Source organism: Streptomyces sp. GMY02 (assembly GCF_019056675.1).
Lineage (GTDB): Bacteria > Actinomycetota > Actinomycetes > Streptomycetales > Streptomycetaceae > Streptomyces > Streptomyces odonnellii.
Genome location: NZ_CP077658.1, coordinates 419,054 through 443,541, shown reverse-complemented (window position 1 = coordinate 443,541; position 24,488 = coordinate 419,054). Strand labels below are relative to the sequence as shown.

At 71.7% G+C, this 24,488-nt stretch carries 15 protein-coding genes; 8 read left to right on the top strand and 7 right to left on the bottom strand.

Annotation, left to right across the window (positions count from 1 at the left end):
• Nucleotides 1-144 precede the first annotated feature (144 nt).
• Genes KQY30_RS01870 through KQY30_RS01855 form a run of 4 tightly spaced genes read left to right on the top strand, consistent with a single transcriptional unit; the run spans nt 145 to nt 3,485 of the window.
• Nucleotides 145-1,026, top strand: a complete 882-nt coding sequence (locus KQY30_RS01870; protein WP_302185291.1) for a 3-hydroxyacyl-CoA dehydrogenase family protein — start codon at nt 145-147, stop codon at nt 1,024-1,026.
• Nucleotides 1,026-1,289, top strand: coding sequence for an acyl carrier protein (locus KQY30_RS01865; RefSeq protein ID WP_217305249.1), 264 nt, complete (start codon nt 1,026-1,028; stop codon nt 1,287-1,289). The genes KQY30_RS01870 and KQY30_RS01865 overlap by 1 nt, the downstream gene beginning before the upstream one ends.
• On the top strand, nt 1,282-2,379 hold the full coding sequence (locus tag KQY30_RS01860; protein WP_217305248.1) for an acyl-CoA dehydrogenase family protein: 1,098 nt from the start codon (nt 1,282-1,284) through the stop codon (nt 2,377-2,379). Before KQY30_RS01865 ends, KQY30_RS01860 begins: the two co-directional genes overlap by 8 nt.
• Nucleotides 2,380-2,393: 14 nt before the next feature.
• Nucleotides 2,394-3,485, top strand: a complete 1,092-nt coding sequence (locus tag KQY30_RS01855) for an HAD family hydrolase (RefSeq protein WP_217305247.1) — start codon at nt 2,394-2,396, stop codon at nt 3,483-3,485.
• Between the two features lie 318 nt (nt 3,486-3,803).
• Here the strand turns inward: KQY30_RS01855 and KQY30_RS01850 are convergent, their stop codons facing one another.
• Nucleotides 3,804-6,617, bottom strand: a complete 2,814-nt coding sequence (locus KQY30_RS01850) for a DEAD/DEAH box helicase (protein WP_217305246.1) — start codon at nt 6,615-6,617, stop codon at nt 3,804-3,806.
• Nucleotides 6,618-7,310: 693 nt separating this feature from the next.
• Here KQY30_RS01850 and KQY30_RS01845 point away from each other — a divergent pair.
• Both KQY30_RS01845 and KQY30_RS37055 read left to right on the top strand, forming a co-directional pair.
• Nucleotides 7,311-7,613 carry a hypothetical protein gene (locus KQY30_RS01845; RefSeq protein WP_217305245.1) on the top strand — a complete coding sequence of 101 codons (303 nt, stop codon included), beginning with the start codon at nt 7,311-7,313 and terminating at the stop codon, nt 7,611-7,613.
• Nucleotides 7,614-7,674: 61 nt separating this feature from the next.
• A complete protein-coding gene (locus KQY30_RS37055; RefSeq protein ID WP_217305244.1) occupies nt 7,675-8,106 on the top strand; it encodes an ankyrin repeat domain-containing protein in 432 nt (143 codons plus the stop codon).
• A 430-nt stretch (nt 8,107-8,536) separates the two neighbouring features.
• Here KQY30_RS37055 and KQY30_RS01835 read toward each other — a convergent pair whose 3' ends face one another.
• The 6 genes from KQY30_RS01835 to KQY30_RS01810 form a co-directional block, all read right to left on the bottom strand.
• Nucleotides 8,537-8,683, bottom strand: coding sequence for a hypothetical protein (locus KQY30_RS01835; protein ID WP_217305243.1), 147 nt, complete (start codon nt 8,681-8,683; stop codon nt 8,537-8,539).
• Nucleotides 8,684-9,126: 443 nt separating this feature from the next.
• A complete protein-coding gene (locus KQY30_RS37050) occupies nt 9,127-12,783 on the bottom strand; it encodes a trypsin-like peptidase domain-containing protein (RefSeq protein WP_302185358.1) in 3,657 nt (1,218 codons plus the stop codon).
• Nucleotides 12,784-12,889: 106 nt separating this feature from the next.
• Nucleotides 12,890-14,113, bottom strand: coding sequence for a hypothetical protein (locus KQY30_RS01825; RefSeq protein WP_217305241.1), 1,224 nt, complete (start codon nt 14,111-14,113; stop codon nt 12,890-12,892).
• A complete protein-coding gene (locus KQY30_RS01820; RefSeq protein ID WP_217305240.1) occupies nt 14,110-14,250 on the bottom strand; it encodes a hypothetical protein in 141 nt (46 codons plus the stop codon). The genes KQY30_RS01825 and KQY30_RS01820 overlap by 4 nt, the downstream gene beginning before the upstream one ends.
• 50 nt (nt 14,251-14,300) lie before the next feature.
• Entirely contained in the window at nt 14,301-16,631 is a 2,331-nt protein-coding gene (locus KQY30_RS37285) for a hypothetical protein (protein ID WP_367997377.1), read from the bottom strand.
• A gap of 1,507 nt (nt 16,632-18,138) precedes the next feature.
• Nucleotides 18,139-18,465 carry a trypco2 family protein gene (locus KQY30_RS01810; protein ID WP_217305238.1) on the bottom strand — a complete coding sequence of 109 codons (327 nt, stop codon included), beginning with the start codon at nt 18,463-18,465 and terminating at the stop codon, nt 18,139-18,141.
• Nucleotides 18,466-18,549: 84 nt separating this feature from the next.
• Here KQY30_RS01810 and KQY30_RS01805 point away from each other — a divergent pair, with 84 nt between their 5' ends.
• Nucleotides 18,550-21,864 carry a tetratricopeptide repeat protein gene (locus tag KQY30_RS01805; RefSeq protein ID WP_217305237.1) on the top strand — a complete coding sequence of 1,105 codons (3,315 nt, stop codon included), beginning with the start codon at nt 18,550-18,552 and terminating at the stop codon, nt 21,862-21,864.
• Entirely contained in the window at nt 21,851-23,647 is a 1,797-nt protein-coding gene (locus KQY30_RS01800) for a hypothetical protein (protein WP_217305236.1), read from the top strand. Before KQY30_RS01805 ends, KQY30_RS01800 begins: the two co-directional genes overlap by 14 nt.
• Nucleotides 23,648-24,488 lie beyond the last annotated feature (841 nt).

The window sequence follows — 24,488 nt, the reverse complement described above, 5'->3', positions numbered from 1 at the left end:
ATCACAACACCCCAAGGCCCTCGCGAGTACGCCCCGCCGTCCGGCAGCACCGCGCCGACGGCCACGGCGGCTCGGCCCACCCCGCCGCCCGACCGGCCCGCCACTCGGACCGCGGGCCAAGCAAGTGATCATTCGGGAGGACAAGTGACGTCAGCCGCTCAGGAGCCCCAGGGACGACAGTTGGTGGTGCTCGGCGCCGGTGTGATGGGCGTCGGTATCACGACGCTGGCGCTCGCCCACGGAGTGCCGGTCACCCTGGTCGACACCGCCGCGGACGTGCTGCCAGTGGCACGCGACCGCATCCGCCAGGGCTTGCGCATGGCACAACTGAAGGGCGCGTTGCCCGAGGGCGTCACTCCGGGCGAACTGACCGAGGCCGCCGACCCGGCCGAGGTGGACTGGGAAGCCGACCCGGTCGCGGTGATCGAGGCCATCACCGAGGACGCCGAGCTCAAGGCCAAAGTGCTCGCCGAGGTGACCACCGCGGTCGCCCCCGGCACCCCGCTGATCTCCAACACCTCGTCGATCCCGATCGACGAACTCGCCGGCGCGGTGAGTCGGCCGGAGGACCTGCTCGGTACGCACTTCATGAACCCGTCGTACCTGATCCCCACGGTCGAGCTGATCCGCGGCCCGCGCACCGGTGAGTCCGTGCTGCAGGCCACTCGGAAGCTGCTGGACACGCTGCGCCGCGAGGTCATCGTGGTCAACGACGCCCCGGGGTTCGTCACCAGCCGTGTGCTGCACCCGATGATCAACGACGCGGCGCGGGTGGTGGAGGAGGGCACGGCCTCCGTCGAGGACGTGGACGCGCTGATGCAGGGCTGCCTCGGGCATCCCACCGGACCACTGCGCACCGCCGACCTGATCGGGATCGACAACCTCGTCGACTCCCTGTGGGTGCTGTACCGGCGCACCGGCGACGAGGGCTGCCGACCGTGCGAACTGCTGCTGTCCAAGGTCCGCGACGGACACCACGGCCGCAAGAGCGGCCGCGGCTTCTACACCTACGAAAGGGCGATGTGATGGGTACCAGCACGGAGAACGGGTCCGTCGAACAGCAGTTGCTGTCCTTCCTGGAGGAGCGCACCAAGACCTCGTGGGCGCCCGACCGCGACCTGTTCGCCGAGGGCGGTCTGTCCTCGCTCTTCGCGATGGAACTGGTCGTCCACCTGGAGTCGACCTTCGACGTCATGGTGGCCGGCCCGGACCTCCAGATGACGAACTTCCGCACCGTCAACGCAATGGTGGCGATGGTCGATCGGCTGCGGGAGGCCGACGGTGAATGACCGGGAGGCCCTGGTCAGCGAGCTGGTGGCGGATCGCGCCGCCGCTTGGGACCTGTCCGGCCTGATCCCGGTCGAGCTGCTGCGGAAGCTCGGCGAGGCCGGACTGCTGTGCTGCGAGGTCCCCGAGCAGTACGGTGGGCTCGGGCTGAGCAGTCTGGACAACGGCCGGTTCACCGCACACGTGGGCAGTCTGTGCAGTTCGCTGCGGTCCGTCATGACGTCGCAGGGCATGGCCGCCTGGACCATCCAGCGGCTGGGCAGCGCGCAGCAGCGTGCCGACTACCTGCCGCGCCTGACCTCCGGCACGCTGGCCGCGGTCGGCTTCAGCGAACCGCAGGCGGGCAGCGACCTGTCGGCGATCAGCACCGAGATCCGCGCGGACGGCGACTCCGTCGTGATCGACGGCCGCAAGGTCTGGGTCACCGCCGCGCACTACGCCGACCTGCTGGTCGTCTTCGGCCGCTACGGCGACGGCGCCGCGGCCGCCGTGGTGCCGGCCGACGCCCCCGGGGTCACCGTCGAGCGGGTCGCCGACCCGATGGGCTGCCGGGCTGCCGGACACGCCGGCATCCGGCTGGACTCGGTGCGGCTGCCCCGCGAGTGCGTACTCGGCGGTGCCGGCGCCGCGCTGACCATGCTGGTCACCGCCGCGCTGTCGTACGGCCGGATGTCGGTGGCCTGGGGGTGCGTCGGCATCCTGCGGGCCTGCCTGGCGGCGTCCTCCCGGCACGCCAAGTCCCGCGAACAGTTCGGCCGGCCGCTCGCGCAGCACCAACTGGTCGGCGGTCACCTGGCCGATCTGCTGGTGGCCGAGCAGACCGCCACTCGGGTGTCCGAGTACGCCAGTCGCTGCTGGGACGACGGCTCCCCGGACATGGTGTCGGCGACGGTGCTGGCCAAGCACGTCGCTGCCACGCAGGCGGCTTCCGCGGCAGCCACCGCCGTCCAGGTCCTCGCGTCCGCGGGCGCGTCGGACGGACACCTGGTGGCCCGCGCCTACAGAGACGCCAAGTTGATGGAGATCATCGAAGGCAGCAACGAGCTGTGTCGGCTGATGCTGGCCCAGCAGGCGTTGTCGGCCTCGGGCTGAGAGGAGAACGCGCGGTGGACAGGCAGGTCACCATCGTCAAGTGCGTGGTGTGGGACCTCGACAACACGCTGTGGAACGGGACGCTGTCGGAGGACGGCGAGGTCACGCTGTTCGAGGGCCTGCGCGAGGTCATCGAGCAACTGGACCACAGGGGTATCCTCCAGTCGGTCGCCAGCAAGAACGACCACGATCACGCCTGGGCCAAGCTGGAGGAGCTGGGCGTGGCCGAGTACTTCCTGCTGCCCCGGATAAGCTGGGGGCCGAAGTCGGACTCCGTCCGGGAGATCGCCGAACGGCTCAACTTCGCGCAGAACACCATCGCCTTCATCGACGACCAGCCCGCCGAGCGCGCCGAGGTCACCTTCCACCTCCCTGAGGTTCGCTGCTACGACGCCGGGCAGGCCCTGTCCCTGCCCGGCCTGCCGGAGTTCAGTCCGGCTGCCTCCACCGTGGACTCCCGACGCCGACGGGAGATGTACAAGGCCGGCTTCGAACGCGATGTCGCGCGCTCGGACTACTCCGGGCCGGACGAGGACTTCCTGCGCTCGCTGGAACTCACCATGACCATCGGCAAGGCTGGTGACGAGGAGTTGAGCCGGGTCGAGGAACTGACCCTGCGCACCAGCCAGATGAACGCCACCGGCGTGCACTACTCGGATGCCACGCTCCGCGGCCTGCTCGCAGACCCGGCCCACGAGGTGCTGGTGGTCACCATGTCCGACCGGTTCGGCACGCACGGGGCGGTCGGCATCGTACTGCTGGAGAAGCTGACCGAGGCCTGGCACGTGAAGCTGCTGGCGACCTCCTGCCGGGTCGTAAGCTGGGGCGCCGGCGCGACCATCCTGAACTGGCTGTGCGACCAGGCGGCCCGGGCCGGCGTCCATCTGGTCGCCGACTTCCGCCGCACCGAGCGCAACCGAATGATGGAGATCGCCTACCGGTTCGCGGGCTTCACCGACCAGGACTGCGCCTGCAAGTCCGCGATCCTCCACGCCCCGGAGATCGAGGGCACCGAACGCCTCCACCTGGAGCCGTCCCGTCAGCCCGCGTCGTCGACCGTAACGGTAATCGCCAAGGACATCGAGGAGGCACCGGCTACGGCGTGAGACGGGGCCAGGCAAGACTCGCCCGACGTCCCTTGTACCCGCCCCTGATAGCTCCTCGTTCCGGCATGTGACCCGACGAGGAGCCATCCCGCCGATGCATCGCGGACTGAATAGGCGTCGGGCAGTTGAGGGCCTACCGACTCATGCCGTAGCGGCAGCCGAGGACGGATCCCTGCCCGGCGCGAGCGCAACTTGGACGACGATCGCCGGTTGGCCGAACCGGCGATCGTCGCAACCAATGAAGGTGTTCGCTTTTGGCTGTGCTCGGCGGTGGAGCCACAGCGACAACCGGCGTTGAGGGCACGTTCCGCGAACTCGTCAACGACCACCGGGCTGGACACCTGAGTACGTCCCCAGCCAACCCGTCGCTCGATAATCGCCTCGCCGGGAGAAAACTACCGCGCCGGTCTCGCCCGCTCCCTGCTCTCCCGCACCCCGGAAATTGTTGCCGGCTGCCGGGAATACCCCGTCGACCTCTGCCTGCTGCGTCACCGTGGAGCGGTGCGTCGTGCCGCGCCATGTCGCCAGCACCCTCCCCGCAGCTCTACAGGTCACGCTCCCGTCCGGCCGCGGCAGCAGCTCGGCGGCGAGCACCCTCTCCCGCAACAGGCCGGCGTAGGAAATGGCCTCAAGACGACAACCGCGGGGAGGGGTTCGCGTCAGCCACTCGGGGTCCGCGAGGCCACGCTCACGTGCCGCAATCCACATCTGCGGCACAACCTGGGCCGCGTGCAAGGGAGTCGCCATCTGTTCACACATCCACAGCAGCCGTCCGCTGCCGCGCGGCGGTGCACAGCGGCGCCATCGGATACGGCGACTGAGGTCGGCGGCCACGACCGCGACCCACGGATGGATGGTTCCCAAGGGGCCCTGGGAACCGAGCCAGTGCAAGAAGCGGGGAGCGTCCTCCAGGACCGGATACATGGCGGAATGCGGTATCGAGGCGAACTGACGGCGTGGGCGGGCGAAATCGTGAGGGCTGTTCGCCACCGCCAGCAGACTGGCGCGGGCCAGGTGCCCTGGCGCGTAGTCCGTGGCGGCTCGGCCCGTGTCATCGCCGATCCCCGTGTCATCGCCGACCCTTGACAGGTGTCCGTCCGCCCGGAGCAGGGACTCCACTGCTGGCTTGAGGTTCTCCGCGAGGGGCGCCTTGGCCAGTTTGGGCACAAGGGTCGACACCAACTCGATCAGCCGGCTCTCGGCCTCGCTCGCGTCCGTCGGCAACGCTGCTTGGGCGACGCCCATTCGCAGTTGGTATCCGGTATCGGTAGGAACCATGACTCTGGTCGTCAGGACCCCAAGTTCCGTCGGCCGGATCACCGTTCGGCCCTCTGCGTCCTCGGTGAGGCTCAGATAGTCGGCGCCGACCAGGAAGTCCACCGCTCGGCGGAGCGGTTCCATGCTGCGGTTCCCCTGATGATACGCCAGCGTGCCCAGCCACCACCGCTCCACATCAGCGAGAGTACGTATGCGGAGCTGCACCGCCTCGGCCAGTACGTGATCGGGGAGGGTGGTGCTGATCTGGGAGTTGACGGTGTAGCCGCCGTTGAGTTGCTCCTGCCAGTACGCTCGTTCAGACGCGTCCACGATCATGAAGGCCCAGCCTTCGCGTTCCCCGGCGCCCACACGTCCCGCACGGCCGAACATCTGCTGTACGGTGGCCACATCGACGCCACGCAGGCCAATCTGTGTATCCCGCACCACGACGGCGCGGGCGGGCAGGTTGACTCCGGCCGCCACGGTCGAGGTCGCCACGAGGACGTCTATCTCCCGGGATCGGAACGCCTGTTCCGCCTCCCTCTTGTACTCCCAGTCCTTGTAGTGCAAGCCGATGCCCGCAGCCTGACTGACCTGACGGAGCCTTCCCGCATCGTCGGGGCGTACCCCGTTGGTGTTCACACCGCGGCTGGCCGCGAGAGCCAGCGCCGTACTACGGACCGAGTGCTTGCTGCCGCAGAAGACCAGCACACTCCCGCCGTCCGCCGTCACCATGCTCACGATCGCGTTGGTCACGCGTGTGCGCGCGGCCTGTGTGACATGCCGATCGGCGCTCGCCGGAACGGAAGGCAGTTGCCAGGTCAGACGGCTGGGCCGCCAAGCGATGCGTACGAGCCGCGCACGCAGCCAGTCCGACATCTGGTCCGCATTGGAGACGGTGGCGGACAGCCCGACGATACGCACATCGGACCCCTCCTCCCGGACCCGGGCGAGAAGCGCCTCGAGAACCGGGCCCCTTTCGGGGTCCCCCAGCAGATGTACCTCGTCCACGATCAGGCAGCCGACCTTACCGAGCGCCTCCCGCATCGAGGACGTCCGGGAAAGGACCTCGAACTTCTCCGTGGTGGTCACCCAGAGGTCCGCGTCCCGTACCCGCTCGACGTCGATGCTGCGTTCGCCGGAGAGACGCTCCACACGCAGACCACGCTCACGCCACGCTTCCAACTCCCGGTCCAGCTCCTCCGTCAGCGAGCGCTGTGGAACCAGCCAGGCAGCTTTACGACCCTCGCCGAGTACGGCACGAAGCGCCGCCAGCATGCCAATGGTCGTCTTCCCCGCGCCGGTGGGGGCCACCACGAGCACGTTCTCATTGCCCGTCAGGAGGCTTGGGGCAGCCTGCACTTGGGCCGGATTCAGCGTCTCGTGCGGCAGGTAGGGGAGCCAGGTCGACGGCACGATGTCCTCGGCCGGCGCGGAATCAGAAAACTCGTGAGCTTCCGGGGCAGCCGTCTCCCATAAGGACGCGAAGACATCACGTGCCACGGCGGCAGCCACGCCGTCGTGGCGTACGCTCACGCGCGAGCCGTCCTCCCCGAAAAGAGACGTTGTGGAGTGTGAGACGAGGTCCCAGCCACCTCGCTGGGTGACGGTACCTCTGATCGCCTCTCGTTCCAGCCAGTACTTCACGGTTCGAACGGCGACGCCCTGGCTCTTCAACTGCTCCCTCAGCGGCCGAAATCGCTCGCCTTCCGGCACGATGGCGCGGGCATCGGTGCCCTCTCCAAGTACCGGAACCTCCATGTCCGGATCGGTCGTCTTGAGCCAGAACAGCGCGGATGTCGAGGAGAGGTGCGGAGAACCGTCGGTCGCCCCGGCCGTCTCTGCTGGGAGAGCCGGGACGCTGATCTTGGTCATAGCCGGAAACGTTACCGCCCCTTGGTCATGGACCCGGCACACATGAGGGGCTTCGAGTTTTTCTTCCGGACAGGTGTCTGACCGGCCATTTCACGCGGAGATCCGTAACGTCTCGTGTTCGGCTTCGGCGCGGGCTTCGCGCGGACGGCGGCAATCCATCGCAGAGCGGAGGTGCTCGCGCTTTCACCATTCGACGCAGCGATTGACGTCCCGGCGGGCGGCCTTGCGGGTCGGGTATTTCACCCTTGATACGCGCTCGTTCTTGAGGGTGCCGAAGGACGATCCGGCCATGACACTGTCGAAACAGATCCCGGCGCGTCCGGCGATCTATGGAGTTCAACGCGGTCGGGAGCATTCCCGAACTCGGGTGCGCCCGCGCCGGCGCACTGTCGCTGCTGCGGCCGAACGCCAGCATCTCCACTTCAGTCGGCGACGAGCTGCTGATCAGGCCAGCGGGCAGGCAAGGTCGACGTCGGCACCCCGGCAGACATCTCGAAAACAAGGAAGCCCGTGGGCGCTCCACGACTCCGGTGCACAGCATACCGATGTGACTACCATGCGTACTGCAGTTCCCTGCGGCGCCCGGGTTCCCATGCGATTACAATCAGTGGCTAAATCGTCACACTGTGGTGAGGGTTCTCGTTGCGAGGCGCGGTCGGCGCCCACGATGACTTGTCGGGAAGGGTGAGATTGATGGTAAGTCACAAGATCCGTGCGGCCCTGGTTGCGGCTCTGTTGGTTCTGGTACCGCTGGCGGGGGCGGCCGGCGCGGATGCCGTTCCGATGAAGAAGAAGTGGTACTCCTCGGCGACCTGTGCGGTCGAGAAGATCGGGTCGGGTGATCACGGGGACAAGCAGCTCAAGGGGAATGGCACGGGCAAGAGTAAGAAAGCCGCCGAGAACGCGGCTCAGAGTGATGTTCAGGCACAGATCAGCCAGAAGTACGGGACGGGGTACCGGGCTCACCACTGCACGTTCCGCAGTGTGTTCAAGTGACTGACGGAGTCGGCCGCGATGTTGTGTACGGGCGGCTGGCCCTTGCTTCAGGGTAAGGAGCATGGTGAACAATAGGCAGCGCAAGAAACTCCCCAGACGAATGTGCGAGGCGGCAGAGCAAGGCCGGGTGGGAGATCTGGCCCGTCTGCTGCGTCTGGGCGCTGAGCCGGACGACCGGCGCCCGGACGGCGGGACTGCTTTGTATCTTTCCGTCGCGCAGGGCGAGTTCCGCTGTGCGGAGCGTCTGCTGCAGGCTGGCGCGTCCCCGAATCTGGAGTCCCACGGCCCTCGCGACGGACTTCCGTTGGCGGCGGCAGCGGCCCATGCCGATACCGCAATGGTGAGGTTGCTGCTGGCCCATGGCGCCGACCCCGAGCTGAAGGAGCACGACGGCACCGGGGGCAGCGCGCTGGACTGGGCCCGCGGCTGGCGGGAGCCCGACATGCCTCACACGGAGGTCGTAGAACTGCTGGAGCGGTCCCGGGCGGCGTGAGAGCCTTGCACCCTTGAGATGTCTCAGCGGTACCGATGCTGTCACGCGCATCGGCGCGGTAGGGGCTGGCTGATCGCTTCCCCTGCCGGCCGACGCGTGCTTGGTCGCGGTCGTCAGCGAGAACGAGCAGGGGGATCTGACGCAGGGCTTCGAGGTGGTCGGGGCGGCAAGTTCCTTGATGGCCTTCGAGAGCAGGCGAACCCCGCCTCATCGAGCAGTCCATGAATGAGTGGCAGCGCGTCAGCCAAGCTGACACCCCCGAAGGTTGAACCGGGGTTTGGTCCGTGACTGGTCCGGAAGCACTGGTCAGGATGGGTGCAGCGATGAGATGAACTGGGAGTTGGCGCGCCAGCCGGGCTCTGTCGAGAGCGGGCTGAGCGAAAGGCGCCTGAGAGGTGAAAACCCATGTCAGGCGCCTTTTCCCGTGCGTCTAGAAGAAGCCCAGCTTCTTCGGCGAGTACGACACCAGCAAGTTCTTCGTCTGCTGGTGGTACGGCGGCAGCGGATCGCTGACCAGCGCAAATAGCGCCCGTCGAGACGTGGGCGGGGTCGCTGGCCCGAGCATGGTCCGGATCATGCTCGATCTGTTCCTGGGGCCGGTCCCTGCGCGGGGACCACGCTGGGAGCGGTCGCGGCAAAGGAGGAGACGCCGGAACACCCCCGCCTGCGCGGGGACCACCGGTTACCATCCCAGCATCAACGCCCCTTCGCCCCTGCCTTGCTCGGACAGAGATGGCCGTCGCTTGACAACCGCCTCAGCATCGGCCTGGTGCGCATTCCCGACTTGCGGTTCGAGAACGGTTTGCTCGCGGTGCTGGATGCCCTCGACCAGGCCGAGACCGTCATTGGCTGGGTTGCGAGCCCCGCTCCGGGCCAGGGACGGCCTCGCCCCGGACCGAGCGTGCCGTCGCGGCCCGAACCCCGTCCGGGCTTACCCCCACGCGCCGAGGAGCGTGGTGATCCGACGCATGGCCAGTGGCCCCGGCAGGAGCGTGCCATCTGTGATCCGGGCTCCTGCGGTCATGTTGTGCCCGGATCGCGATACAGCACACCGAGGGACATAGCCTGCTCCAAGGCGGCTGTGTACCACCCAGGGCGTTCGCGGTCCAGGTCCCGGTAGATGCCGGCCGCCTCCTGCGCGGTCTTCACGGCCTTGTCGATCCGGCCCTGCCAGGCGAGATAGCCACTCAGGGTGGCGAGCCCCTCCGCCAGGGCGGGGCGCAGGAAGGGCCCGACGGGTTCACCGAGGCGGCGGTACAGGTCCACCGCCTCCTGCGCCGCGGTTCCGGCCCAGGCCGGTTCTTCCGCCAGTACGCAACTCACCGCGAGATCGTGCAGTGCCCCCGCGAAGTCGAAGGTGAACTGGTCTCCTTCGGCCCGGCGGTCGAGACGCCGGAGGATTTCGACGGCTTGCCGGGCGAAATGGACGGCATCGGACTGCTTGTTCAACTCGGCCAGTCTCGCGACCCATTCCGACAGTGGGGCCGGTGAATCCGCCCCACCGGTCCCGGCCTTCCCGTCCCCCGCCGGGCCTTGCTCCGTATTCCGCCCGGTGGTGGGCACGTCCGCAGTCCGTACGTCGGCCGGTGTCTCGTCCGCGTGCTCCCGTGCTGTCAGCTCGTCGGTGAGTCGATCCCGATAACCGTCGGGATCGCGTTGTGCCAGACGCCCGTAGAGATCCGCCAGTTGTACGACGGCTCTGTGGCCGTCGTGCGAGTGTCCTGCCCACGGCGCGCAGATCCGCGTCACCTCCAGGGCACGGGCGCGCCCGCTCTCCTCGGCGACGGGGTTGGCGCCTGCCAGCCACTCGTGGAGGCAGGCCGCCGCACGCGCCGCGACGACCGCCTCCCGCCACTGCCCGGCGCGCCCGAGAGCAACGGAGAAGTCGCACAGCGTACGGGCGAGAGCCGGCTCCCACGCGTCGGGATTTCTCAGGGCCTGTCCGAACAGTGTGCTCGTCCGGTCCCGCAGGGCCGCCAGCCTCGCCGGCCCGAATTCCACCAGTGGCACCGAGCCGGTTGCGGCCGCGGCGTACGTGGCCTCCCAGAACGACCACGCGAGGTCCTCCTCCTCGGCCCCGGCCGCCGGTTGTCCCGCGAGCGGAGAAGGGGACTGCTTGCCGGACGCGTCGGCCTCCCGCCGGTGTCCCTTCTCCACGAGCAGGGCCTCCAGCGAGGCGGCTTCCTCGGCCGCTCCGCGCGCGTCCTCCTCCAGGCCCCGCTCCGCGGCGCGGACCGCCAGCTCGGCCAGGGTGTCCACCAGGGCGGGAAGGTGGGCCTCCTGGTCCACACCCACCAGCCGCCGCAGCCCCGCCTCTCGGTGCCTGAGCAGGCGCAGGGAGAGCGCACCGGTCGTGTGCGAGGGACGGGGCAGCGCGTTCACGGCGTCCCTCAGCGCGTCCGGGTGCAGGGCTCCGGGGCCGACGTCGCGGCTGGTGCCCGGTCCCGGCGCGGCGTCCGGCCCGGTGCGGGACGAGGCTCTGACGGAGGATCTGTCGCCGCCCGCTGCGTCGCCGCCGTCGCGAGCGGTGGCCACATCGGTGCTCGGCGCGTGGTCCAGTGCGGCGTCCAGCGCGTCGTCCAGGGCCCGCAGGGTGTCGTCCGAGCGCGCCGTACGGAACGCGTTGTAGTGGGCCGACGCGGCCCTGGCCAGGACGGTGATGAGCTGGGCCTGTTGCGCCGCCGATCCCGTGCACATCAGCGCCCGCAGCGGGCCGCCGGACTCGGTGAGCAGGTCGGAGGCGTGGTATTCAGCGATGCGGTCGGGCTGGAGGGCGCCCCAGTAGCGGCCCGCGGGCGGGGGATGGAGCGCGCGAAGCCACTCGGCGGTGGCCCGTACCTTGTCCGGCGCGATCTGGGTGTCGTGTGCGACCGCCCTCATGGCCTCCGGCAGATCGGCCGCTCCGCAGGCCGCTGCGACGGCCACCGCCCGCCGCAGGACGGGCGTCGGCAGATTCAGCCTGAACTCCGGTGCCTCGGCGGTCTCCTCCCAGAATCGCTGTTCGTGACGGAGCAGCGCGGCTTCGAGCGGTTCCCCGGCGACGGACTGCCCGCGTGGCGAGCCGAGTTCCAGGAGGGCCACGAGCGCGGTCATCTGGAGCGAAAGGGCCGAGGCGAAGGGCTCCTTCATCAGAGCGGCCGGCGGACGGACGGCGATGGCGAAGAATCCCCAGTTTGCGGGTTCCAGACGGTTCACCTGGGGCAGCAGACGGCTGAGGCCGGCGGCCGCCTCGGTGAAGGCGGTGGCACGTGCGGCCGGTTCCTCCGATTCCGTGAGCAGAGGCGGGAGTTCGGTGACGGCGGCCGTGGCGAGGATCTCCTCGGTGGCGTCGGTCGCACCGTCCAGGGGGGCCGTACGCCACAGGCCGTCGGAGCGGGCGATCAGGAGCAGACGGGTGCGGTGCTCGGTGTGCCGCAGACGCTCGACCAGCCGGCGGACCAGTCTGGGGCGGGTCTCGGCGTGGTCGGCCACCAAGAACATCGGCAGGGTGGTGTCGAGGGCATGCAGACCGTACGGATCGGTGGCGTCCGGGACCTGGCCGCCGGACTCACCCCCGGCCGGGTCGCTTACACCGGTGTCGTGCGTACCGACGCCCGCCGCTCCCGCCCCGGCCGAGCCGGTGTCCGTCAGGTTGGACCACAGGTCACCGGTCACCCATCCCTCGTCACGGAGCGTCCGTCCCAGTTCCCGGGCCAGACGGGACTTGCCCTGCCCGCCCGGACCGGTGACCACATGGACCGAGAACGATCCGGGCTCCTCGTGGCACCAGCCGCGCAGCTGCTCCAGTTCGGCGGTGCGGCCGTGGAAGGGGACGGCCTCGGCATCGGGTTTCAGGAGTGCCGCCGGGGAGCGGAAATCGCGCGTGAGGGCGGCCGGGGTCAGCAGGTGGACGGGCTCGGCGGGTTCCAGCAGTGGCTCCCAGCCGTGTCCGGTGATCAGGGCCCGCAGCTCGTCGTCGGCGAGGAAGGCTGCCGCCGGTGTCGCGGTCAGCCGGGTCCCGTGACGGGCCAGCAGGTCATCTCGTACGACTCCGACCAGCAGCCCGCCGCAGAAGGCCGGCCCGCCGGAGAAGCCCGACCACGGGGTGGCGCCGGTGCCCGGCCGCAGAGGGACCACCGACGGCAGCGGGTCGAGGCTGGACACGGTGTAGAGGCCGGCCAGCGATCCCTTGCCCGGGGAGACATGACCGTCGAGCTGTTCGTCCAGACGGCGGCCCCCGTCAGGCTCCTGCTGCAACCGGGGGAAGCCGAGAGCGGTGACGGGATGACGGCGGGAACCGATGAGCCGCCCCCAGCGCACCGGCGGGCGGATCCGGTGGTTGAGGAACGACGCCGGTGGCTCCCAGCCGCTGTCGCCTTCCACCTCCAGCACGGCGGCGTCGACCTCCTTGTCCCTGCGGCTCCAGCGGACAGCGGCCCCGAACGGCCGGGCACCGTCCGGTGGGCCGGGGGACGCGGAGGGGGTGGACGGCTGTGGCGAACCGGGCTCCCCGGGCCGTGGTGGGGGACCGGGCCGGGACACCATGGCCCGGCTCACCAGTGTCCCGGTGCCGGAACCGTCGTCGAGCACGTGGGCCGCCGTCAGTACGAGCCGGGGAGCGACCAGGTAGCCGGAGCCGAACCCGGTTCTGCCGTTCGCCCTGCGCAGCCGGATCTGCACCCGCCGGTCGAACTCCATCACGCCCCCGATTCGTCCGCCGCGAGACGGCGCCCCGCCCGGACGATCCCCCGCCGCTCCCCCGGAGAAACGGGGGGCTGTCCGCCGGGAGCACCGCCCGCCCATGTCATACGGGCAGTACGTGCTCGGTGTCCGGGGGCAGGTCGCGCAGGAGCACGGAATCGGCCCGCGCGTCCTCCCACCAGTCTCCGGCCGCCGGCGCGGTCAGCAGCAACCGGAGGGGAGTCCCGGCCGGACCGGTGGAGGTCCGGCGGGCGACTGCGTACAGCAGGGCCCGTAGATCGTGGGCGCGTTCCTGCGCCCGGTCGAGGACGAGCAGAACGGGGACGGTGACGTCGGTGAGTACCGAGAGGTCGGCGTCCGTCGGGCCGGAGGCGAGGAAGCCGCCGGTCCAGCCACGCGCACGCATCCGTTCCACCAGCCCTCGGGCGAGCCGGTCGGCGTGGTCGTCCGCTCCGATGAGCAGCCGTACGCCGAACGAACCTGCCCGCGCGCACCACGCCACGAGGGCTTCCGCCCCGGGATCCGCGGGGCCGAAACCTGCGTCCGCGACATCCGTCCCCGGGCCGGCCGTCCCGTGTCGCCCGGCGGCCTGGTCCGCCGCTCGGGCCACCTTCCCCAGCGGGTGGACCGCCTCTCTCAACACCGGCTGGAGTTCCACCGGTTCGAGCGCGCCCGGCCCGACGGCCCCCGTCAGCTCGTCGAACCCCTGGTCCCGCAGCAACCGTTCGGCGGACACGGCGCGCAGCCAGCCCAGGCCCGGCTCGAAGCCCGTCTCGGTGACGACGCCGAGCAGGAGACTCTGGCTGGTGACGGCGGCGCCCCGCAGCTCCGTCCAGGACCGTGCGCCGGCGTCCGGGGCGCCCGGCGCGGGGCCGGCCAGGGTGATGTGCAAACGGTCCGACTTGACCGCCGAACCGGTGCCGAGGGTGCCCCGCAGAACACCCCACGTCGGTTCGGCGCCTTGCGCGGAAAGGGCGCCGACATGGACGCGGACGTTCGCGCGGCGGGTGACCAGCCTGCCCCAGCGGACCGGACGCGGGGCCGCGGCGGACGCCGGGCGGTGGCCGGACGCGGCGCACAGCAGGGCCACGTCCGGGGCGTCGGCAGACGGGAGCCCGGGGCCGGTCCACGCCGTCGTGAAGCGCTCCGGGGAGGCATCTGCCCGGCGGCGTACGGAGACGGTGCCGCCCCGTGGGCCCGCGAGTGCGGCCGAGGTGAGGACCAGACCCGTGTTGAGCAGGTATCCGGTTCCTGCGGCGAGGCCGTTCACCCACACCGGGCGCGGATCGTCGACGACAGGCTCCACCTGCCGGGGACCCGCGGTCACCGGTCTGGCAACTCGTCCAGTTCGTCGCCCTCTTCGACGGAGCCGAACTCCAGGTCGCTGAGGTCCGGGGGCGGGGACACCTCGGAGGCGTCGGTGGCCTGGGATGACGAGGACTGGTCCTCGGACTGGTCCGGCACGTGCACGCTCCTGGTGCGGCTCTGAACGGGATCCGGTCGATCGGTGCGTCTCACAGGGTATCAGACGGGTCGTCAGGTGGGCCGGGGCGCAGACCTCGTTCGTCCGGCGGGGCCGGGCGGGCCGCACCCGGTGAAGAGGTCCCGGCCGGTGGGGGAGCGGCGGTGGCCGCCACGGCCGGGGGGTACGACGCTGCGGGCTCTGGGCCGGGAGAGGCGGGCAGGCCACGGAGAGCGGTGTCGCAGCGGTCTGCGAAGGCGTGGGCACCCGATCGCCGTGCCTCGGCCGCCGCCTGCCGCAGAGGGTCCACGGCGAGCGCCGGGTGCGTACGGGCCAGGGCAAGCCCCCGGTGTCCAAGGACCCGCGCGGACATCGCGCCGGGCGGACTCCAGCCGCTCGCACGGGCCCTCTCCAGCACCCGTACCGCCTCGGCCGTCAGCTCTCCGGCCCGCGAGGCCGGCTCCGCCTCCCCGAGGGTGCCCGGACGGAGGAGCAGCGCGGCCAGGTCGGTCAGCGCCGTCGCCAGGCCGCCGAGCGCGGTGGGGGCGCCGTCGCCCGCGAGCGCCCGGCGGAGCGCGGCGGACTCGGTCAGCGCGGCTTCCGCCTTGTCGTACGCACCGACATCCATGAGCCGGGTGGCGAGCCCGGTCAGTACGGCGGCCAGGTCGGCCGACCGGGCCGGTGGGGTGCCCGGACCGGCCAGGTCGCGGTGCACGGACTCGGCCTCCCGGGCACGGGCGAGGGCCTGCCGCGGCTCACCGAGCGCGGAGTGGAGCCGGCCGGCGTTGTGCAGGGCGCGACCGAGGCGGCTCCGGTAGGCGTCAGGCGCCTGCTCCGTGAGGTGACGCAGGAGGGAGAGAGCCTCCGAGAGAGCGGTGAGCGCCGTACGTGGCGCACCGGCGGCCTGGAGGTAGAGCGCCTGGTTGAGGAGCGAGCCCGCCAGCTCACCGAGCGGCCGTTCCTGGCCCCTGGTCGGTGGGCGCCTCAGTTCGACCGCGCGGGATCCCCAGCGCAGGGCGTCCTCCTGGTGTCCCGCGCGATGGGACCACCAGGCGAGGTGGTGCAGGATCCGGGACAGCCGCTCCGGGTTGGTGTTCGTGCCGGTGGGTGCCGGGTCGAGGGGGCCCCGCTGTCCGGCCGCGCTGTCCGCCCGTACGTCGCCCTCCGTACGTACCGTCTCTTCCGTGCCTGTCACAGCGTCGGCGTGGGCGGCGTGCGGGGCGGGAGCCGTGTGTGCGGTGGATGGGCTGTCAGTGGCGCCGGGACGCCCCGAGGAGTCCGGTGTACGGCGGGCGGCGGGGCCCGGAGAAGGCGCACCCCCGGGATCCCCTGGCAGCGCGCCGCCCGCGTGCACCCCGGTCGTGCCGTCGGTGAGGGCGAGCAGACGGACACCGATACGCGCCGCTTCGGCCGACCGTCCGAGTTCGTCCAGGCGGGCGGCGTACGCGAGCAGCGCGTCGGTCAGCTCGTCCCCGTCGAACGCCTCCCCGTCCCAGGCGCCCTCGACGGAAGCGCCCCGCAGGAGCACCGCCTGCTCGGCGGCCCGCAGGGCCTCCTCGTGACGCCCCGTCGCGGCGAGCCGGTAGGCGAGGGCGAGCAGCGCCCCGGTGTGGTGCTTCCGGTCCGCCGGCCCCGAGGACGACCGGAAACGGACGGACGACAACTCGGCCATGCGTACGGCCCGTTCGGCCAGCACATGGGTGTGGCGCGGCACGGCATCGAGCAGTTCCGCGGCAAGTTCGGCGCCCGGCGTGCCCGATGCGGCCGCGTTGTCGAGTACCCCGTCGAGACAGGCACCGAGGATGCCCTCTGGCTCCTGCGTCATCAGTTCCATCACGGCGAAGGCCAGCGGCCGGGGCCGCTCGGCCACCCACGCGGCGACCCGCTGTCCGAGCCGGGGGAAGGGGACGGCCGCCCGCGAGAGCACCCGCAACGCGTGGCTCGAGTGCTCCCGGGGCAGTGAACGGCCGATCTCGTCGAGGAGTTCGGGGAAGTCCTCCAGGGTGGCCCCCACCAAATACTCACCCAGCGGGTCCGGCCTGAGACCGGACCAGTAGGCATCCGGCGCGCCATGCAGTTCGTGCAGCCACGTCGCCGCGCCCAGGACCGTGCCCGCGCCTTCTCCCCTCAGACACTCCAGTGTGCCCAGGAACGCCCGCGCCCCGGCGGGGTCCTCCGGCCGCCGGAGGGTGGCGACCGTCATGAGCTGGCGCAGGGTGGCCGGATGCAGATGGGCGATGCCGTGGGCGGCGGCGGTCCGGACCCAGTAGTGCTCCTCGTGGAGGAGCAGGGTCTCCTCCTCGCGTCCCGCCCGGTTCCGGGCGGGCGGCCGGTGGCCGGACGCCGGCCCGGACGACCGCAGGAGAGCCGAGAGCGCCGCCATATGCAGGGCCAGCGCACTGGAGTAGCGCGGCCCCGCCAGCCCCGGTGGTTCGGTCCGCGCCGGTCGGACCCCTCCGTCCCCGGGGAGGCGCCGGCTGCGCCGGGGAGCGCCGCGAGCGCGGGCGCAAGTGCTTCGGCCGCCCGCGTAAATACCTCCTGACGTGCGGCGATGTCGGGAGCCAGCGGCGGCAGTTCTCGTACGCTCCCCGGAGGAAGGTCCCGCAGCGCCCGGTCCACGACACGAGCGCGGGTCCACCACTCACCCGCGCCGCGAGCCAGGAGAAGAAGGCGGACGTGGTTCTCACCGTGGTGGTCCGAGCCCAGGGCCCGCAGACAGGACCGGAGTTGCCCGGTACGTGTCTCCGCGTAGTCCAGGACGAGCAGGAGAGGTGTGGACAGGTGGGCGAGTGGTGCCAGGAGGCCGTCCGGACACTGCTCGTCCAGGAACCCGGCCGCCCAGCCGAGATCGGTCAGCCGTTCGACGATCTCGCGCCCCAGCCGGGACTTGCCCTCGCCACCCGGCGCGGTGAGCAGGCGCAGCGCGAACCGCGCCGGCTCCGCGCACCATCGCACCAGCTCCCCGATCATGTCGTCCCTGCCGTGGCAGCCCACGGGTGTGGCCTCGGCGCGCAGCAGCCCGGCCGGGGTCCGGCTGAGCGAGGGCGGCGGTGAGACGACGCGGGCGAGTTCGACACTCTCCGCGCGGACACCGCCAAGCAGCCGGCTCGCCACGGGGTCGGCCAGAACGGCCTCGACCGGTACGGCCGTGAGCGCCCCGCCTGCCGGATCTCCCGGGTCCACCACGACCACGGCGACGAGCAGTCCCTCGCACATCACCCCGCCGCCCGACATCCCGCGCCAGCGGGAGACCGCCCTCCCGGGTGGGGCCGCCGCGCCGGGCGGGACGGGTGGCACCGGAGTGTGGACGGTGATCTCGTGACGGCCGGCCTTGACCCGGCTGCCCGGTGTGATCTCGCCGGTGAACTGGGCGGTGTCACGGAACGCGAGCCGGCCCCCGGTGCGCAGGTCCATCCCCGCCGGAAAGCCGACCCCTTCCACCCGTCGCGTGCCGGTGCGGCCGGTGAACCGGCCCCACCGCAGTCGGGGCAGGCCCGTGGGAAGCCGGAACCGGGAATCGGTGACCCGCAGGAGAGCCGCGTCCAGCCCTGTGCCGGCGGGTCTGTCGTGGCGGTGCCAGAGGAGGGCGCACGTCCAGGGGCCGCCGTGGTCACCGGGCACGCGGACGAGGATCCCGGCCGACTGCCCCGCCCCGGTGTCTTCCCCCGTGTCCGGCGGTCCGGCGGCACCGGACGCGTCGTCCGGGGCGCCGGTACCGGATGTGTCCTCCGGGGCGCCGCCGGCGACCACGTGCGCCGCTGTCAGCACCAGGCCGCCGTCCAGCAGGACACCCGTCCCCAGGGCCCATGTGCCTCCGGCCGTCCGGCGGTAGACCTCCACCGCCCGGCCGGCCACGGCCGCCCCGGACCTGCCGGGTACCGGGTCGGCGGTCACCTCCCGGGCAGGTCGGCCGAGACGTTCGACACCTCCAGCGGGCCACCGTCCGGGCTGTGGGGCGTCAGGGTGAGCCGTACGGAATGGGTCGTCCTGCTCTCGGACGTCCGTCTGCCGCCGGCCGAGAGCAGATAGAACTTGGCACCGCCGCTGACCTCGTCACCGCTCAGCAACTCGACCTGGAACTCCAATTCGACCGGACCCACCTCGAAACGGAGCGAGCCGGGTGGCGCGAGCCTGCGGGCGACGTCCAACTGGGCCCTCAACACCTCGATCGCCTCTGCGAGTTCGACCGGCGCCTGACCTTGACCGTTCTCGGGCATGGCCCCTCCTCCGTATGCCTGGAGCAGTCCTGCCCACCGGCACGGCGTACACACTTTTGCCATCATGGGCGATCGGGAGGGCACATGGACGGAGAAGCGTGGGACCCGGGGGTGCCCACCGGGCAGGTCGCCGAGGTCCTCTCGCGCTTACCGGGGACGACGCGCTGGAGTATGGGCTCGGGGCTGCTGCTTCCCGGCGGACTGGTGCTGACGGCGGGTCACCTGGTGCCCCCGGAGGGCGGCGAGATCCGCGTACGGCCCCTCGCCGGAGCGGGGACGACCACGCCGGGGTGGCTGCCCTGCACCGTGGAATTCCACGGGCGACGAGCGGCGGACCGGGACACGGCGACGCGAAGGGCGGGGGAACCGGAGCCGCCGGCCGATCTCGCGGTGCTGCGCTGTACGGACACCCCGCCCGGGATGCTGCCCCCGGTGCCCGCCGTGCGCTGGGGCCGCCTGGTCACCGAGCCGTGCCGGGCCGTGGTCTCGGCCACCGGTTTCCCGGCGGGCTTCGCCGCCCGGGGCCCGAACGGTGTGCCTTTCCGGGACGCGGCGCAGGTGTGGGGCACGGTGAGCGGTTCCGGCCCGATGGCGTGGCCACGGTACGAGGTACGGGTGCACAGCCCGGTGCCGACCTCGCTCACCGGGAGTCCCGGGAACGCGCAGTCGCGCTGGAAAGGAATGTCCGGCGCGGCCGTGCTGTGCGACGGGCTGGTCGTGGGGGTGGTGGCGAAGGCCGCGTGCGAGCCGGAGGCCGGACGGCTGTATGTCCAGGGGCTGGCCCCTCTCTGGCGGGTGCCGCGGCTGCGCGCGTTACTCCGGCTGCCCGAGGACGGGCCGGAGCCCGCCGAACTCCACTCCCTCCTGCACCGTCACGCGGGGCATGCCCTGCGCTCGCCGGTGTCGTTGCTCAGGCCGGAGGCGGCCGTCGTCCGCTTCCACGGACGTGACGAGGAACTGCGGGATTTCGCGCGGTGGCGCGACGGCGGGGCCCCGGCCGCGCTCCGGCTGCTCAGCGGGCAGGGCGGGGAGGGGAAGACCCGGCTGGCGCTCGCCGTGACCGGCGAGGCGGCCCGGGCGGGCTGGGCGGCGGGTTTTCTGGCCGACCGGGGCGACATGGGCCGGCTGGACGCCTTTCTTCGTGCCTCCTTGGTCCCGGTGCTGTTGGTGCTGGACTACGCGGAGTTGAGGACCGCCCAGGTCCGCGAGGTGGTGACAGCCCTGGCCCGGCCGGCCCGCCGCGGTGCCCGGCGGCCGGTGCGCGTGCTGCTGCTCGCCCGGGAGGCCGGCGAATGGTGGTCGACCGTCTCCGAACAGGCGCGCGCGGCCGCCCTGCTGGAGCCCGAACCGCATGGGGGTGTGATCCGGCTGTCGGCCCTTGAACCCTCCGCCCGCCGGCGCGCCGAGGCTGCCCGGGAGGCGAGGGAGGATCTGGGGCAGCGGCTTCGGGAGTTGTGGGGAAAGGCCCCGGCGCCCGGCGGCGGGGCGGCCGGCCCGGCCACCGACCCCGGGGCGGGTCCGGAGGCCGGCGCGGTCGGTGGCGCGCACGGTGGCGGCCCGCACACTGACGGCGCGGGTGCCCGCGACAAGGGTGCCGCCGAGGATCACGACGACGGGGCCATGCCCGAAGACCGGGCAGCCCCCGCCGCAGCCGGGCTTTTCCCCCATCCCACGGTCCCGGACGTCACCGACCGGCGGTTCGGGGGAGCGCTGAATCTCCAGATGACCGTGCTGGTCGCGTTGTTGCAGGAGCGGGACGCCGTACGGGCGGAGCGCGGCGAGCCCGACGAGATGGTGCTGCTCCGGCACGAGCAGCGCTACTGGAAGCAGACATCCGGGGCCTTCGGCCTGGACGGGCTCGGCTGGGACGACCGCCGGCTTCTCGTGGCGTGCGCGACCCTGTGCGGCGCCCGTGACGCGCGGCAGGCGGCGGCGACGCTCGCCCGGCTTCCGTCCGGCCGCACCGCACGGCTCGACCACACCGCCGTGGCGAACTGGCTCGCTGATCTGTACCCCGCGCACGGGCGCTACTGGGGTTCTCTGCAGCCGGACCGCGTGGGTGAGTTCCTGGTGGGCACGGTGCTGGGGACCGAGCCCCGGCTGCTCGAATGGCTGCTCCCGGCCGCGTCGGACGACCAGATCGAGGCGGCCTTCCATCTGCTGGCCCGAACAGTCCCTCACCAGGAGCGGATCGCGGGTCTGCTCAGCGAGGTCGTCGCCCGCCATCCGGCACAGCTCGTTCTGTCCGCCGTCCGGACCGTCTCGGAGGTCGCGGAGCCGTCGGCCCTGATCGCGGCGCTGGACACCGTACGGGAAGCCTGGGGACGGCATATGGACGGCGGTGAGGCGGAGTTCGCGGCCGAGGTCTACGAGGCCGTCCCCTTCCCGACGCTGTCGCTCGACCGCTGGGCCGCCGATCTCGCCGGGCTCCTCGTGGCCCGGTCGGATGCCGCCGTCCGCGCCGGGGCGGACGACGACCAACGGGCCCTGGCGAGGCTGGCCTCCCGCAAGCACCGGCTCGCCATCCGCCTGGGCGAACTGGCGCGTACGAACGAGGCGTTGGCCGCCCTCGACGACGCGGTGGCCCTGCGGCGGCGCCTGGCGGCCGACGGGGATCCGGCGCACGAGGGCGACCTCGCCCTGTCGTTGAACTCCCGGGCGGCCGCGCTGGCCCGAGCGGGCCGCGCGGCCGAGGCACTGGAGGCGAGCCGCGAAGTGGCGGTGCTCTACGAGCGGTTGGCCGGACAGGATCCGGACACGTATCTGGCGGATCTTGCGATGGCCGAGACGAACCTCGCCAACCAGTTGGGCGATGCCGGCCGGTGGCCGGAGAGCGTGGCGCCCGCCCGCTCGGCCGTCGAACGCTACGGCCTTCTCGCGGCACGGGACAGGGAGTACCGCGCCGACCTGGCGCTCGCGCGTCACAACCTGAGCATCGCCCTGGCCACGTCGGGGCGGAACACCGAAGCACTCGCGGCGCAGCGGAAGGCGGTGAGTGGGTACCGGCCGTTGGCAGCGGGCTCTCCCGACCGGTACCTGCCCGCCCTGGCGGACGCGCTGGCGGGCCTGGCGGCGCGCCTCCGCGAGGAGGGCAAGGTGGGCGAGGCCCACCGGCGGATCAGGGAGGCCGTGGAGATCCATCGGCGTATCGCCCGGCGCTTCCCCGCCCGGCCTCTCGACGATCTCGCCCTCGCTCTCTCCTACACCTCGGACATCCTGCGCGACGGCGGTGACGGCCCGGGGGCGGTGGCCGCCGCGCAGGAAGCGGTCACCCTGCTCCGTCCGCTCGCGGCGGCCGAACCCCCTCGCGCACCTTCCTGCCCTCGCGAGCGCGCTGAACGCCCTCGGCAACGCCTGGGCGGACGAGGACCGGGTCGAAGAGGCAGTGAGCGCACTTGAGGAAGCCGCCACGGCCTACCGCGTCTGCTGCGGGACACTGGCCGCCCAGCGCCCCGGCCTGGCGGACGTGCTGCTCAACCTCGCCGAACACCTGACCGACCTCGGCAGGACGGCCGCCTGTCTGCGCGTCCTCGACGAAGCGGAGCCGCTGCTGAGGCAGTTGGAGCGGGAGGGGCTGGTGGTGGAGGGCGACCACGGACTGGCCGACGTGCTCGACCTGCGGGCCCTCGCCCTGCTGGAGGGGGACGCTCCACAGGGGCCGGAGGGAGAGGCGGCCGTCGAGCGGCTCCTGGCCGGGTACGAAGACATGTACCGCTCGCTGTTGCCAGTCGCGCTGGCCGAGCCGCGGACGCATCTCGCTGCCCTGGTCGACGCAGGCGGGAACTGGTTACGACTCCTGTGCGGCCTGGGACGCTGGCAGGAGGCGCTGGCCGTGGCCGACCGCCAGAAGGGCGCGTACGCGACGATCGCGGGCGCGCCGCACGCCCGGGACGCGGCACTGGCGGAGGCGGCGCACCGGAGGGCATACCCGCTTCAGGAGCTGGGCCGTACGGCGGAGTCGCGCGCCGCGCTGGCGGAGGCGGCGGAACTCCATCGCGGGATCCCCGACGACGCGGCGGACGGTCCCTCCCTGCCGGTGCGGTTGTGCTTCCTCACGGATCTCGCCCGCGCTCGCCACAACGCGGACGAGCGGGCCGGTGCGGCCGTCACCGCGGGTGAGGCGGTACGCCTGTGCCGGACCGCGTCCCCGGCCGACCAACTGCCCCCCGGCACTTTGGCGGAATTGGTGCTGTTGCATGCCGAGACCCTTCTGAGGGCAGGCTCGCGGGCGGCCCTCGGAGTCGCCAGGGAGGCGGTGCGGCGCTGGCGGTCCCTGAGCGGGAACGACCCCGGCGACCGGCCCGTACTGTGCCAGGCGCTCCAGTTGTACGCCGACGCTCTCGCCCGGGAGGGCCGGAAGGCCGAGTCGGTCCGGGTGTGCGAAGAGGCCGTCAGGCTCTGCCGTGACCCGGTCGCCGTCGCCAGACGCCAGGGCGACCCCGACGCGGCGGACGACGCCGCCCAGGACCCCGGGACCGGGCAGGAGATCGGGCGGGGAACCGCCGATCCGGACAGCCCGACGCGGGGGAGTGCCGGGCCGGCCGGGGAATCCGCGAGCGACCTGGCGGCGGCACTGGTCTCGCTGGCCTGGGCGCTCACGGACAACGAGAAATGGGCCCGTGCCGCGCGGTGCGCCCGGGAGGCTGCGACCCTGCTGGGCGCCGACGCCGGGACCGGAGCCGATCACGGCGGAGCGGTGCCGCCGGACATCGAGCGGAACTCCCAGCTGTCCGCCGCTTTCCACGTGCTGAGCCAGGCACTGGCCGGACAGCAACGGACAGCCGACTCCCTGGCCTTCGCGACCCGTTCGGTCGAGCTGGCACGGACCTTGGCCGCCGTCGCTCCGGACGTGTACGAACCTCAACTGGCCGACTATCTGGGACAGTACGGCCTCGCCCTCGCCGCTTCCGGCCGCCACCGCGACGCCGCCGCCGCCACGGAGGAGGCCACCGCTCTGCTCCGTCCGCGCTTCGCCGCCGAACCGGCCGCCTACGCCTACGACATGGCCGCGCAGCTCATCATCCAAGGCCGGATCCTGCACGCCGCCTCCGCACCGTCGATGCACGACCAGGTCGCAGAGGAAAGGCTGACGGAAGCCATGGCCATCGCCCAGGACCACGGCTGGACAGCCCTCGTGCGACAGGCCCGCTTCTGGCGAGCGGAGATCCCCGTCACCCGCTAGCGGCGCGGGCCGCACCCGTGTCACCGGGGGCGGCAGCCGGGCGCTCGGTCCGGTACGAACAACTTTCAACGCACTGAGACCAAACGCGTTGTGCGGGATGGCCAGTCCGTGTTGCCTCGGTTCCCGAGCGGCGTGGATCGCGCCCTGACGGAAAGACGGATGCTTGAACAATCTGGCGGCGGAGCTGTCCTGTCGCAGGGTGTTGCCGCAGCCGGGGACATACCGGTCCAGGGCGGGGGCATCATCGATGGCGCCGTCGCGCTGGCAGAGTGCCCAATCGTGCTTGTAGCGGCAGAGCAGGAGCGTGCGCGGATTGTCATAAAACACGGCGCCGTCGCGGGCGAGGTAGCGGCGGGCAGCGGCGTACGTGCGGGGCGAAGTCAGTCTTGACCTCCCGGCCCTCGAATCGGCGGCGAGTAGCCGACTCCACCACGGTTTGGTGGGCGGCCGGGCCGGAGACCCCTTCAACTGGAACAAGGACATGCTGAGGTTCGCCCGCTCCAATGTCGACGGCATCCGCACGACGACATGCGGACGGGAAGACCAACATGTGGCGGGGCTCCGTTCCCGACGCGCGCAGATCACCCGGGTAGGCGCCCCAGGCTCATCAGGGTGGCCGTGCCGTGCCTCTCCACCGTGACGCTCATTTGACGCTCCGAGCCTCTTCCAGCGCCCTGCCAGAGCTGAAGAATAGCCTCTGACCTGCACACTCTCTGGCTTTCGCCCAGACTGAGATCTTTTCGATGACGCACCACGTGGAGTGTGTCGCCATCCTCGAACCGGCTGCGAAGCGCTTCTGACCTGCGGTTTTGCCTGTGCGCATTATGTGCGGTGTGGGCGA

Bases quoted from the DNA above. Each gene is read 5' to 3' on its own strand.
- KQY30_RS01845 (WP_217305245.1), top strand. From the start codon at position 7,311: ATGGTAAGTCACAAGATCCGTGCGGCCCTGGTTGCGGCTCTGTTGGTT.
- KQY30_RS37055 (WP_217305244.1), top strand. From the start codon at position 7,675: ATGGTGAACAATAGGCAGCGCAAGAAACTCCCCAGACGAATGTGCGAG.
- KQY30_RS01865 (WP_217305249.1), top strand. From the start codon at position 1,026: ATGGGTACCAGCACGGAGAACGGGTCCGTCGAACAGCAGTTGCTGTCC.
- KQY30_RS37050 (WP_302185358.1), bottom strand. From the start codon at position 12,783: ATGGAGTTCGACCGGCGGGTGCAGATCCGGCTGCGCAGGGCGAACGGC.
- KQY30_RS01850 (WP_217305246.1), bottom strand. From the start codon at position 6,617: ATGACCAAGATCAGCGTCCCGGCTCTCCCAGCAGAGACGGCCGGGGCG.
- KQY30_RS01835 (WP_217305243.1), bottom strand. From the start codon at position 8,683: ATGATCCGGACCATGCTCGGGCCAGCGACCCCGCCCACGTCTCGACGG.
- KQY30_RS01810 (WP_217305238.1), bottom strand. From the start codon at position 18,465: ATGCCCGAGAACGGTCAAGGTCAGGCGCCGGTCGAACTCGCAGAGGCG.
- KQY30_RS37285 (WP_367997377.1), bottom strand. From the start codon at position 16,631: ATGGCGGCGCTCTCGGCTCTCCTGCGGTCGTCCGGGCCGGCGTCCGGC.
- KQY30_RS01805 (WP_217305237.1), top strand. From the start codon at position 18,550: ATGGACGGAGAAGCGTGGGACCCGGGGGTGCCCACCGGGCAGGTCGCC.